The sequence below is a fragment of the Alteromonas sp. CH_MED4-4 genome (assembly GCF_037029575.1).
GTDB classification, from domain to species: Bacteria; Pseudomonadota; Gammaproteobacteria; order Enterobacterales; family Alteromonadaceae; genus Alteromonas; species Alteromonas macleodii.
Map to the genome: position 1 here is coordinate 20,092 of NZ_JAYMEU010000018.1, position 12,433 is coordinate 32,524.

Sequence of the window (12,433 nt, forward strand, 5' to 3'; positions counted from 1 at the left end):
AGTAACGTCAAACTTTATGTCTGTTATGAACGCTTTTTATCTGATTTGTATACACTTTGTGGTTTTGAGTGTAAGCAAATCTTAAATCGACTTAACTGTTTCGGATCATCTGCGGTCACAGATTTTTTAAGGAATAATAACTATGTTAAGTATGATTGGCTTAGTAGGCGGTCTGTTGTTGCTTATTGTTTTGACAATACGCGGAATGAACCTCTTTATTGCTGCACCTTTGTGTGCGCTTGTAGTTGCCATTACCAATAATATCGGCGTCTTCACCGGCGACGTAAACTTCGTTCAAACCTATATGAGTGGTTTCTCTGGCTTTATCGCCTCTTGGTTTTTCATGTTTTTACTTGGTGCGTTATTCGGTAAATTCATGGAAGACACAGGAGCAGCAGATGCTGTTTCTCGCTGGATTATCACCAAAATTGGTTACAAGCGTGCCGTATTAGCTGTTGTGCTAGCTTGCGCTATTTTGACCTACGGTGGTGTAAGCGTGTTTGTGGTAGCGTTTTCTGTTTACCCTATGGCGGTGAGTTTGTTTAAAGATGCCAACCTACCCCGTCGCTTCATACCTGCTGCCATGGCATTCGGGTCGGTAACATTTACGATGACCTCCGCGGGCTCGCCAGAAATCCAAAACTGGATCCCTATAAAGTATTTGGGTACCTCCCCTTTTGCCGCGTGGGAAGTTAGCCTTGTCGTCGCCATATTCATGGCATGCTTCGGTTACTGGTGGCTTGCTAAGATGATCAGAAAAGCCGTTAATAACGGCGAGGTGTTTGAAGCCAGAGCAAGCGACCCTGAAGTGCGAGACAGAGCGCTACCCCACCCGCTTACCGGAATTGTGCCGTTAGTCGTGGTGTTAGTCATTTCGTTTCTATTCCATGAAGAACTCGCTCAGCTTGCGCTTATTCTGGCGTTAGGCGGCGGCGTACTGTGTTTGCTGGCGATTAACTACAAACATTTTCACAGTTTACCGGTTGCCATAAATGCGGGTACCACCGGCGCATTGATCGCCATAGGTAACACCGCAGCTGTTGTAGGTTTTGGCTCTATAGCAAAAAACACCGAAGCGTTTCAAACAACAGTAGCGCTTATGACCCAAATTCCTGGTAACGAGCTTATTGGTGCCGCCATTGCCGTAAGCGTGATTGCAGGATTAACAGGAAGTGCATCTGGCGGACAAGCCATTGCCTTACCCTTGGTGGCTCCGCATTACCTTGACCAAGGCGTAGAGCCAGAACAGCTACATAGAATTGTGTCTATATCATCAGGCGCATTAGATTCGTTACCTCACAATGGCTATGTGGTTACTACCATACGCGCCATTTGTAACGAAACCCATCAGGCTGCCTACTGGGCGGTTGGTGCGCTAACAGTTGTGGTGCCAGTTATTGGCCTTGCCATGGCCATTGGCCTGTTTAGCATTATGTAGCATTAGTCAAAGCCAACGATATGGCCTAAGGCCGCACGATATATAAGTCACTCTAGCAAAACATTGCCATCTAAAAAATGCGGCCAGAGAAAGGGATAAGAAAGTATGAATTGGAAAAAGACGCTTGCTTCCACGCTAGTGTGGAGTAAGAGCAAAGGCATCAATAAGCTATTGAAACAGCTCAGCTCACAACGAGTGCAGAAACACTTAGCATTAGCAAATTTGGTTGAGGTGTATTTAGTTAAAAAGCAGCGCTCCTTGGTGGGATTATTTGCCACACTAATGTTGACGGTACATTGCCAGGGCATTGCTGGCGAACCCGACGATACATCGCCATCGCTCAGTTCTTCAAAAGCACCTACTTCTGAGCTCGTTTCTTCCTTGCCAAGCGCTTCGCTGATGGTAGAAAAACGCGTTTTTGAAATGCCTCATTTCACAACCTTTGGTGGTAAACAAATTAAAAACGTAAAAGTTGGCTGGGAGGCGTACGGAACACTAAATGATGCTAAGAGTAACGTTATACTGATTACCCACTATTTTTCTGGATCTTCTCATGCCGCTGGAAAGTACGATGAAAACGATCCAGCGCCAGGCTACTGGGATAGTATTATCGGCCCCGGCAAGGCGATTGATACAGACCGCTTTTATGTAATAAGCGTTGATACGCTGGCCAATCTAAATGCTTACGACCCGCACGTTATTACAACCGGTCCTACGTCAATAAATCCAGATACAGGCAAACCCTATGGCTTAGACTTTCCCGTCGTGACAATACGTGACTTTGTCAATGTTCAAAAAGCACTTCTCGAAAGTTTAGGTATTAGCAAACTGTATGCGGTTATTGGGCCTTCTATGGGCTCTATGCAAGCTATCGATTGGGCGAGCGCTTACCCAGACTGGGTTGAACGTATGATTTCAGTTATCGGCGCAGGTCAAAGTGATGCATGGACTACCGCGGCATTGGAACACTGGGCAACGCCAATCACTCTAGATAAAAACTGGAACAACGGCGCTTATTCCAAAGAGCAAGCCCCCCTTAATGGCTTAGCTGCCTCGCTCATGTTAATTACGCAAAATGCCCTTACCCCTTCTTTTTTCAACCAAACCGGCAACACGTTAGGGTATAAAAATGTTGAGTCGGCGCCGCTTAATGACATACGTCAATCACACAGTATTGTGAACTGGCTACGTGAGCGAGCGAAGACCCGGGCAAAATCTATGGACGCAAACCACCTTTTATATTTGGTTCGAGCTTGCCAGCTCTTCGTTGCTGGGCATCAAGGTAATCTTGAGCAAGGGCTGGCGTCGATAAAGGCGAAAACGCTGTTTATTCCAGCTCAAACTGATTTGCTTCTTATGCCCTACTTATCGCAAAGTGCACACCAAGGTTTAACTTCAATGAATAACGACAGCACATTGGTTACGCTAAATGGCAAATTAGGTCATTTGGAAGGCGTGACGAATGTATCCGCTCAGGCTCAGGCTATTCGCCAATTTTTAGAAAATGATAAGGCAGCAATGCAATGATGAAATCTACCCCCTTTTTACGCCACGCGCTTTGTCTGTCTGTATTAAGCGCACTTGCCGTTAGTGTACCGGTATTCGGTAACGAGTCATCTGCGCAAGACGCGCTTCCGTCACTCACTCTTGATTTAAAGAACGTTACCGTATCTGGCTTATCCTCAGGCGGTTACATGGCAACACAATTTCAGTTAGCACACAGCGACTGGGTAAAAGGCGTTGGCGTTATTGCTGGCGGCCCGTATTTCTGTGCACAAGGTGATATAACCACTGCCCTGGCACAGTGCGTGAACAAGGTAGAGGGAGAAATTAACCTTGAAGCGCTGAATGAAAAAGCCAAACAGTATGAAACTGAAGGAAAAATTGCGTCGCTTTCCAGTATGAAAGACGCAAAAGTCTGGCTTTTTCACGGTACGCAAGACACCAGAGTGATTGCACCAGTGAGCGATTTATTATTTGAGCAATACAAATTGTGGACAGACACACAAAATATTGCCTATATCAATGACAAACCGATGGCTCACCTTTTTCCCACCAAAAACAATGGGGTTAACTGCATGAAATCAGAGAGCCCCTTCATTGGAAACTGCGATTACGATGCAGCAGGTGCCATGCTCTCTCATCTTGTTGAAGATGTTTCGACACCCGACGAGTCACTGTCAGGGCAAATTCATTCAATTGATCAGCAAAAAATAGCCGGTAGCGATGCCAAAACATTAGCAAGTGAAGGCTTTGTGTATGTGCCTGAAAGCTGTGCACAAGGCGAGCCATGCAGAGCCCATATTAGTTTCCACGGCTGTAACCAGTATGCCGATGCCGTAGGTGATGCCTACACTACCCAAACAGGGCTGAATGAATGGGCTGATGACAACCATATTGTTGTGCTTTATCCGCAAACTAAGAAGTCGTTATTCATGCCGTTAAATCCACAAGGCTGTTGGGATTGGTGGGGCTATGCCTCTGGCAATTACGCCAACAGGAACGGCGCACAAATAAACGCAGTAAAACAGCTGCTGTTTTCATTAAATAGTGCACCTTCACTAAATAAATCCAACGGAAGTAACAATGACTAAGCGCACAATATTTATCACGGGTGGAGCAAGCGGCATTGGCTTTGGCATTGCTGAGTCAATGATGAAACAAGGGCACCATGTGATCATCGCCGACATAAACGAACAGGCAGCAAAAGAGGCTGTGACTCGACTTGCGCATTTAGACGGATCGGCCAGCGCAGTAGCGGTAGACGTATGCAATGCAGAACAAGTCGCAGCGCTACCTGAGGTACTAGGGAAACATACCGTTGATGTGCTTATAAACAATGCCGGTATTCAGCACGTTTCACGCATCGAGGACTTTCCTGCAGATAAGTGGCAGCAGCTTATAAATATCATGCTTGTTGGCCCTGCTCTGTTAACCCAAGCGTTTTCACCTGCCATGCGTAAGCAAAATTACGGGCGCATTATCAATGTAGGATCTATTCACTCGTTGGTAGCCTCGCCCTATAAGTCTGCTTATGTAGCGGCGAAGCATGGGCTGTTAGGGTTCGCCAAAACTATCGCGCTTGAAACCGGGGATTGCGATGTAACTATCAATACCCTTTGCCCCGCCTATGTGAAAACACCATTGGTGGAGAAACAAATTGCAGCACAGGCAAAAGAAAATAACCTTACCGAGGAAGAGGTAATAACAAAAATAATGCTAGAGCCCATGCCTAAAAAGCAATTTGTTAGCGTTGAAGAACTTGCCGATACCGCAAGCTTCTTAATGTCACCCAGTGCCCGCAATATAACAGGGCAAACTATGGTACTTGATGGGGGCTGGACGGCACGGTAACCCGCAAGCTTTTTAACGCTTAGCTTTTTACACAATATTTCTTTTTTCGTTTAATGTTTTCGCAAAAGCGTTATTCCCAAAGAGATACATAAATGGCAACCATTTCTTCAATGGTAGGTACACGTGGATTATTACCGGGAGAACCTGATGCCAGAGCTTGTTCTGCCATTGTTGACGTCTCTGCAAAAAATGCCTCTTTATCAATACCGAAATCGGCAGGCGTAGGCACCTGCAAATCTGCATTGAGCGCTTTTAGTTCGTTGATAAGCTTTTGATTCGCCACCTCATCAGAGTCACTTTGCGTAGCAACACCCATGGCGCGAGCACATTGTGCATAACGCACTGATGCACTTGGAATAGAAAAGGCGGTAACCGCGGGCAACAACATGGCATTCGACAATCCGTGAGGCACATGGAACGCTGCACCGATAGGCCGGCTCATTCCGTGAACAAGGGCCACTGAGGCGTTTGAAAAAGCAATGCCCGCGAGCGTTGAGCCCAGCATCATTGATTCTCTCGCCGTTTCATTTGTTGGGTCTGCAAATACAGTGCGTAGATTAGGCGCAATTAACGCCATGGCTGATAACGCCTGTGCATCACTGTAAAGATTGGCTTTGCGGCTAACAAACGCTTCAATAGCGTGAGTAAGCGCATCAATGCCTGTATCGGCTGTCACGCGGGCAGGCAAACTTTGCGTTAATGAATAATCGACCAAGGCTGCCGTTGGCATAAACCCTAAACCAACACACAGCATTTTTTCTGTGGTATCTTCGTCGGTGATAATGGTAAATCGCGTTGCTTCTGAGCCCGTTCCCGCTGTTGTGGGAATAGCAATGATCGGCAGTCCCGCTTCATCTACAACCCGCGGGAATTTGTAGTCTCGCATTTCGCCGCCGTACTTACCCAAAATAGCGATGGCTTTTGCGCTATCGATGGGGCTTCCACCACCTAAAGCAATGATGCTGTCATAAGCGTGGGTTTTGAACGCATCCACACCGCGATAAATAGACCTCACCGTGGGCTCTGGCACCGTATCTGAAAATACATCGGCGCTTATTCCTGCCTCTTCCAGCACCTGTACTATGGCAGCACTATATCCCAACTCAACCATTACCTTATCGGTAACCAGTAAAGGTTTATGGCAGTTGAGTCCTTTTAGCGTTTCAGCAACCCGCTGACTCGCCCCTTTCCCTATGTGCATCACTCTTGGCAGAATAATTTGATGAGACATGTTTCCCTCGCTGCGAATTATTTTCATCAGCATACCTAGTACAACGCCCAAAGCAATGACAATGTAAAAATAATGTTACCGCCCCACTACCTCTCCAGCTTTCCTCCAAATACATACAAATACGTGGTTGTTTCCATTGCCAAGAGTTAATGGTTAATTATTAACATCACCGTACGTGAAATGAGTGATAAACTGATTAGAACTTTTCTGTGGACTACGATTATGAAGAAACTCGGTATGATTTCGTTGCTTATAGCAATTATCGCTATAGCGATATGGCAATGGCCGAAACCTGACGCTCCTTTACTTTCATCAAACAACGTCATGCCCGCCATGGAGAATTTGCCCGACAATTTCTTTGACACACAAGTAAACCCAGTACTAACGCAGCGCTGTGTTGTCTGCCACGCCTGTTACGATGCGCCATGCCAACTAAAGATGTCATCTCCAGAGGGTATAGCCAGAGGTGCTAACAAAGAAAAAGTCTATGAAGGGACACGACTCACCGCTGCCCAACCCAATAGAATGTTTCTCGACGCCCACAACGTAGACGCATGGCGAGAGCGTGGCTTTTTCGACGTGCTCGAATCGAAAGAAAAACCTAACGCTTCGCCGACCCAATCTTCGGTGCTAGCGCAAATGCTTTTGCTAAAAAAACAGCACCCTTTGCCCAACACCGCTCATTTAGGTGACAATTTCGATATAAGCTTAAATCGACAAAACCAATGCCCAACAATAGATGAAATGGGCGGGTACATAGCAGGCCAGCCCCTGGGAGGCATGCCCTACGCACTGCCAGCCCTGTCGGATGCAGAGCACTCTACACTCATTCAGTGGTTAAACCATGGTGCGCCGTTATCTTCGCCCAAAACGCTTGCAAAAGAGATTAACGAGAAAGTATCTGAATTGGAGGCATGGCTTAATGGTGATAGCAATGAGATGCAGCTTTCTGCCCGTTACATCTACGAGCACTTGTTTACGTCGCATCTCTATTTTGAAGATATCTCAGAAAAAGATAAAACCCCTCAGTTTTTTAATTTGGTGCGCTCACGCACTCCACCTGGACAAACGTTAGATATCATTGCAACCCGCAGGCCCTTCGACGATCCGGAGGTCGAGCGTGTTTACTATCGTCTACAGCCAGTGCATTCAACTATTGTGAGTAAAACACATCAAGCGTACGCCATAAATAAAATACTGATGGACAAATGGCAATCGTGGTTTGTCGACGCAGAATTTTCTGTAGAAACATTGCCATCATACAAACCCCAAGTGGCGGCCAATCCATTAACGGCCTTTACCTTATTGCCAGTAGAAAGTCGTTATCGATTTATGCTTGAGCGCGCGCAAAACACCATTATGGGTTATATCAAAGGTCCCGTGTGCAGAGGACAAGTCGCGCTTAACGTCATTAACGACCGATTCTGGGTGTTCTTTGTCGCCCCAGACATTGCAGCCTCTGAAAAAGTGAATGCTTTTTACGCTTCTCAAAAAGAAAACCTTCACCTTCCCGCTGAAAAAGATAGCTCAGCCCTTGCGGTAAACTGGGTTAAATACGCAAAGCGCCAAGGCGAATATATGCGTGCAAGAACCACCTTTTTGAACAATGAATTCAAAAATGAAGAGCATTTGAGTGTGTCGAGTATATGGGATGGCGACGGCGATAATACTAATGCCAGCTTAACCGTATTTCGTCATTTCGATAATGCCACAGTTGTTAAAGGGATGGTTGGCCAGCCCACTAAAACAGCATGGGTGATTGACTATGCCTTGTTAGAGCGCATTCACTATTTGCTTGTGGCTGGCTTTGATGTTTACGGCAATTATGGCCATCAGTTATTGACCCGTTTGTACATGGATTTCTTGCGCATGGAAGGTGAATCGAACTTCCTTAATCTACTTCCTCCAACTACCCGCCATGACCTTCTTGACGATTGGTATCAAAACGCGAGCCCTGAACTTACCGATTATTTGGAAGGTGATATCAACAGTTTCGAACAACCTTCTGGCATAGCGTTCGAAACAGATAATCCTCAACAAGAACTTTATCAATTGTTATCGCAATACTTGGCTAAGGTTCAACCGAACGCCTCAACCTACAATAAACATTTGCTATCAGCTGAACAGTTCGAAGCATTAAAGCGCTTAGATTCGCTTCCTGCTCAACAAGCGACGTTGATGCCTGAAACTACCATGATTGTAATTCAAGACGACAAGAACCCAGACAACATTGATGTGTTCACTGCCCTTAGAAATAGCGCGCATTACAATGTAAATAGCCTATTTGAAGAAGAGGAAAACCGGGAGCCTTCTAAAGATTCAATCACGCTAGTTCATGGTTTGTTGGGCAGTTACCCTGACGCATTCTGGTATATCAATGCCTCAGAAATAACGTCTTCGATTGAGAAGCTTAAATCCATTAAAAGCGAAGCCGATTACAAAGCCTTGCTCGACGATGTTGGCATGCGCCGAACCAACCCTAACTTTTGGGCGTTTAGTGATAAATTAATGCAATGGTCTAGCGAGCGCTATCCTATTGAAGGCGGTCTTCTCGACTATAATCGGCTAGAAGATCGCTAAACCTTGCGCTGTGTGCCGTTTAACGCTTTTCTTTTGCAAAAAACCTGTGCTAATGTCCAACCATTGGAAATGAAAGGACATTAGCATTCCATGCCCTATCAAACCGTTGCTTTAATTGGAAAACCTCAGCACGCTGCAACCCACGACAGCCTGAACATTCTTGCCGAATATTTATTGGCAAAAGGCTGTAAATTATTGGTTGAGGAAAGTATTGCTGAAGAGCTTGAAACCGAAAACTTCAAAAGCTGTAACCTTGTCACTATTGGCAAAGAGGCTGACCTTGCCGTTGTGGTAGGCGGTGACGGCAGCATGCTTGGTGCAGCACGTGTGCTCGCTCGCTTTGACATTCACGTTGTCGGTGTGAACCGCGGAAATCTCGGTTTTTTAACTGATATCCACCCCGATGATATTGTTCAACAACTTGACCTTATCTTTAACGGTGAATGCGTAGTAGAAGAGCGCTTCTTACTTGAAGTAGAAGTTTATCGACACGAAAAGCTTAAAAGTAACAACTCTGCTGTAAACGAAGTGGTACTTCACCACGGAAAAGTTGCCCATATGATGGAATTTGAAATTTACATCGATGAGCAATTTGTATTCAGTCAGCGCAGCGACGGATTAATAGTAGCCACACCTACAGGTTCAACGGCTTACTCTTTATCAGCGGGCGGCCCTATTATTATGCCCAAACTAGATGCACTTACGTTGGTACCCATGTTTCCTCACACACTGAGCAGCCGTCCAATCGTTGTTGATGCTGACAGTCAGGTATCGATGAAAGTATCAAAGGTTAATAGTGACTCGCTACAAGTGAGTTGCGATAGCCATATTGTCCTGCCGGTGCTACCTGGCGATGAAATTCGAATAAACAAAAGCGTAGACAAACTCCATCTTGTTCACCCTAAGGGCTACAGCTACTTCAATGTACTTCGTAAAAAGTTAGGTTGGGGTAGTAAGCTTTACTAACCTCCCTGCTCCATTTAGTTGATTCCATGTGCATTTATTACATAAGCCTGTAGCATTTTCTTGATTGCTACAGGCTTGAAAAATAAAGATTTTTTAATCTTCTCTAATTTCCTTAACGAAAACCAAGACTTATAGAAATATAAGTTTTCGGCATACCTGTTGCACCTATTACAACAAGTCGTCAGCACAAGGTCTTTGTTATTTGGCCTAAATGATGTTTCGCATCCCGCTGACTTATTTGCATTCAATAGGAGATATCATGAGTAACACCAATATCAAATTTACAGCCCCTGGAATGGATAACGATGCAGCTGCCAAAACAATCAAGGTATTGGATCAGCGATTGGTTGCACTATTAGATTTACAGTTAACGTTGAAGCACATTCATTGGAATGTAGTAGGACCAAATTTTATCGGTGTGCATGAAATGTTGGACCCGCAGGTAGATGCGGTACGCGAAATGACCGACACAATTGCAGAGCGAATTGCCACGTTAGGTGGCGTACCTAAAGGTACACCGAAAGCCATTGTTGAAGGTCGCAGCTGGAACGATTATGAGTTGGGTAAAGGTTTAGTACTTGACCACCTTAAGGCGCTGGATGCCGTATATGACGGTGTAAATGGTGACCATAGAAAAGCGTTAGAGCTTTTAGGTGAAATTGACCCAGTATCGGAAGATATGATCACCGGCCAACTTGCAGATTTAGAACAGTTCCAGTGGTTTGTGCGCGCGCACATTGAGTCTGGCAGCGGTGAACTTCAGCAATAATGTATAATTGCTGGTAAACCACATAGTCATTCGGACTACCTGCTATTTAATTGAAATTGAATTTTAAGGAGAGCTTACGCTCTCCTTTTTGCTATCAGGTTCTCTACTGCGTTGTGGAATTGTTTACCGCTTGCTTTTGAGTTATTCAGCTACTTAGCATTGAGCTAATTTACTACTGTATAACCACTGTAACGAACGCATCTAGCGCAGCCTATTATTAATGGGTTACTCATAACCACTCCTTTTTAAAAGCTCTATAAACTATTGATTTATTTAAACTTTTCACAATCCACTTTAATTTTTAAGTAAAATATTTACGACTTAACTTTACACAGAAAAAATACTGTATATATTATCAGTTACTGTATATATCATCATGTTCAACTTTTTTCGAGTGTGGTTATGTTAGCGCATCTTTCTATTTCAAATTTTGCTGTTGTAAAACAATTATCGGTTCAACTGGAAAACGGGTTGACTGCTATAACCGGCGAAACCGGTGCTGGTAAATCCATCGCCATTGATGCTTTAAGTTTGTGCTTAGGCGAGCGCGCCGACGCAAATGCGGTGCGAAAAGGTAGTGCAAAAGCGGAGATCATTGCTCACTTTTCTTTAGACGGCAATGTATTAGCTAAAGCCTTCCTCGATGAACATGAGCTCACCTCAGATGAAGATGAGAATAGCTGCTTTATTCGCAGAGTTATTTCAAAGGAAGGCCGTTCAAAAGCTTTTATCAACGGTATTCCCGCTTCACTTCAGCAGTTAAAACGCTTAGGCCAGTTTTTGTTGGCCATTCACGGTCAAAATACTCACCTACAGTTGCTGAAAGAAGACCATCAAAGGGAATTAGTCGATGGTTACGCTAAGCACAACGACATATTAGTGCAGGTTAGAGAAACCTACTCTCTTTGGCGTGATAAGCAGCGCACGTTAAAGGCGCTTCAAGAACAAGCCCAGCAGCGCGAAGACAGAATTCAGCTGTTAACTTATCAGGTTCAAGAACTTGATGAATTCGCCATTGAAGAGGGTGAATTTGAAGAGTTAGAAATAGAGCACAAACGCCTGAGTAACGGGCAAAGCCTTTTAGAGCAAGCACAGACTAGCGTATACAATTTATATGAAAGCGATGAAGGCAACGCACTGTCAGTTATACAAAGCAGTATTGAACGTTTAGGCGAATTAGAGGCGCACGACGCTAGTTTAACGCCAATCATTGCAATGCTTAATGATGCAGCAATTCAAGTAGAAGAAGCGGCAGGAGAGCTACGTAGCTACTGCGATCACTTAGAGATCGATCCACTTCGCTTACAGCAAGTTGAGGCGCGCTATGCGAAGGCGATGGAACTTGCCCGTAAACATACTGTGATGCCAGAGGGACTTTATCAGCATCACCAAGAGCTAGCCGCCGAATTCAATGCTTTATCGGAACAGGAAACACTGTTAGGTACGCTTGAAGGCGAAGTAGAAGAAGCACGAGCAACGTATTTAACCGCGACCAAAGCGCTTTCTGAGAGCAGGCAACGTGCTGCTGGTAAGCTAAGCGAAGATATTGAAGTGCAAATTCGCCAAATGAATATGCCCCACGCAAAAGTGGATATTCAGATTCAATACGACGAACTTAAGAAGCCGGTGAGCACAGGTCTAGATACCGTAGAATTTAAAGTGTCTACCAACCCTGGTCAAGATGCAGACAAATTAGAAAAAGTCGTATCAGGTGGTGAACTTTCTCGTATAGGACTGGCTATTCAGGTTATCGCGAGCGGCCATCACGCTACCCCTACTATGATTTTCGATGAAGTCGATACGGGCATTAGCGGCCCAACAGCATCAATCGTTGGCGGGCTTTTACGTAAATTAGGTAAACAATCGCAAGTAATGTGTGTTACCCATCTACCTCAAGTAGCGGCACAGGCACATAATCAATTGTTTGTTACCAAGCTTACCGACGGGGAAAGTACTGAAACCCAGATGTTGGCGTTGACGAAGCAAGACAGGATCGATGAGCTTGCAAGACTATTAGCCGGTGATAAAGTAACCAAATCGGCGCTAGCGAATGCAAAAGAACTGCTTAAAAGCGCAGCATCGAACTAAAATGCAG

General features: G+C 45.0%; 9 protein-coding genes. 8 read left to right on the forward strand and 1 reads right to left on the reverse strand.

The features are described 5' to 3' along the window. Positions 1-142 precede the first annotated feature (142 nt). The 4 genes from WA381_RS13225 (at position 143) to WA381_RS13240 (ending at position 4,792) form a co-directional block, all read left to right on the forward strand. Positions 143-1,438 (forward strand): GntP family permease, encoded by a 1,296-nt coding sequence (locus WA381_RS13225; protein WP_014976110.1) that lies wholly within the window; start codon positions 143-145, stop codon positions 1,436-1,438. Between the two features lie 105 nt (positions 1,439-1,543). Then, positions 1,544-2,965, forward strand: coding sequence for an E22 family MetX-like putative esterase (locus WA381_RS13230; RefSeq protein ID WP_156086171.1), 1,422 nt, complete (start codon positions 1,544-1,546; stop codon positions 2,963-2,965). Then, positions 2,962-4,032: an extracellular catalytic domain type 2 short-chain-length polyhydroxyalkanoate depolymerase gene (locus tag WA381_RS13235; protein ID WP_156086170.1), complete on the forward strand. Its 1,071-nt coding sequence runs from the start codon at positions 2,962-2,964 to the stop codon at positions 4,030-4,032. Before WA381_RS13230 ends, WA381_RS13235 begins: the two co-directional genes overlap by 4 nt. Beyond that, positions 4,025-4,792 carry a 3-hydroxybutyrate dehydrogenase gene (locus WA381_RS13240; protein WP_156086169.1) on the forward strand — a complete coding sequence of 256 codons (768 nt, stop codon included), beginning with the start codon at positions 4,025-4,027 and terminating at the stop codon, positions 4,790-4,792. The genes WA381_RS13235 and WA381_RS13240 overlap by 8 nt, the downstream gene beginning before the upstream one ends. A 70-nt stretch (positions 4,793-4,862) precedes the next feature. Here WA381_RS13240 and WA381_RS13245 read toward each other — a convergent pair whose 3' ends face one another. Next, complete coding sequence (locus WA381_RS13245) at positions 4,863-6,050, reverse strand: iron-containing alcohol dehydrogenase (RefSeq protein ID WP_336182968.1); 1,188 nt, start codon at positions 6,048-6,050, stop codon at positions 4,863-4,865. A gap of 210 nt (positions 6,051-6,260) precedes the next feature. On the opposite strand from WA381_RS13245, the gene WA381_RS13250 reads away from it, so the two are divergent. The 4 genes from WA381_RS13250 (at position 6,261) to recN (ending at position 12,426) form a co-directional block, all read left to right on the forward strand. Then, positions 6,261-8,603 (forward strand): fatty acid cis/trans isomerase, encoded by a 2,343-nt coding sequence (locus WA381_RS13250; protein ID WP_061094673.1) that lies wholly within the window; start codon positions 6,261-6,263, stop codon positions 8,601-8,603. Positions 8,604-8,693: 90 nt separating this feature from the next. Continuing rightward, complete coding sequence (gene nadK / locus WA381_RS13255; protein ID WP_014948959.1) at positions 8,694-9,569, forward strand: NAD(+) kinase; 876 nt, start codon at positions 8,694-8,696, stop codon at positions 9,567-9,569. A 259-nt stretch (positions 9,570-9,828) separates the two neighbouring features. Next, positions 9,829-10,338 carry a DNA starvation/stationary phase protection protein Dps gene (gene dps / locus WA381_RS13260; protein WP_014976104.1) on the forward strand — a complete coding sequence of 170 codons (510 nt, stop codon included), beginning with the start codon at positions 9,829-9,831 and terminating at the stop codon, positions 10,336-10,338. A 402-nt stretch (positions 10,339-10,740) separates the two neighbouring features. Continuing rightward, positions 10,741-12,426 carry a DNA repair protein RecN gene (recN, locus tag WA381_RS13265; RefSeq protein ID WP_061485355.1) on the forward strand — a complete coding sequence of 562 codons (1,686 nt, stop codon included), beginning with the start codon at positions 10,741-10,743 and terminating at the stop codon, positions 12,424-12,426. The last annotated feature ends 7 nt before the right edge of the window (positions 12,427-12,433 follow it).

Bases quoted from the DNA above. Each gene is read 5' to 3' on its own strand.
- WA381_RS13225 (WP_014976110.1), top strand. From the start codon at position 143: ATGTTAAGTATGATTGGCTTAGTAGGCGGTCTGTTGTTGCTTATTGTT.
- dps (WP_014976104.1), top strand. From the start codon at position 9,829: ATGAGTAACACCAATATCAAATTTACAGCCCCTGGAATGGATAACGAT.
- WA381_RS13230 (WP_156086171.1), top strand. From the start codon at position 1,544: ATGAATTGGAAAAAGACGCTTGCTTCCACGCTAGTGTGGAGTAAGAGC.
- nadK (WP_014948959.1), top strand. From the start codon at position 8,694: ATGCCCTATCAAACCGTTGCTTTAATTGGAAAACCTCAGCACGCTGCA.
- WA381_RS13235 (WP_156086170.1), top strand. From the start codon at position 2,962: ATGATGAAATCTACCCCCTTTTTACGCCACGCGCTTTGTCTGTCTGTA.
- recN (WP_061485355.1), top strand. From the start codon at position 10,741: ATGTTAGCGCATCTTTCTATTTCAAATTTTGCTGTTGTAAAACAATTA.
- WA381_RS13250 (WP_061094673.1), top strand. From the start codon at position 6,261: ATGATTTCGTTGCTTATAGCAATTATCGCTATAGCGATATGGCAATGG.
- WA381_RS13240 (WP_156086169.1), top strand. From the start codon at position 4,025: ATGACTAAGCGCACAATATTTATCACGGGTGGAGCAAGCGGCATTGGC.
- WA381_RS13245 (WP_336182968.1), bottom strand. From the start codon at position 6,050: ATGAAAATAATTCGCAGCGAGGGAAACATGTCTCATCAAATTATTCTG.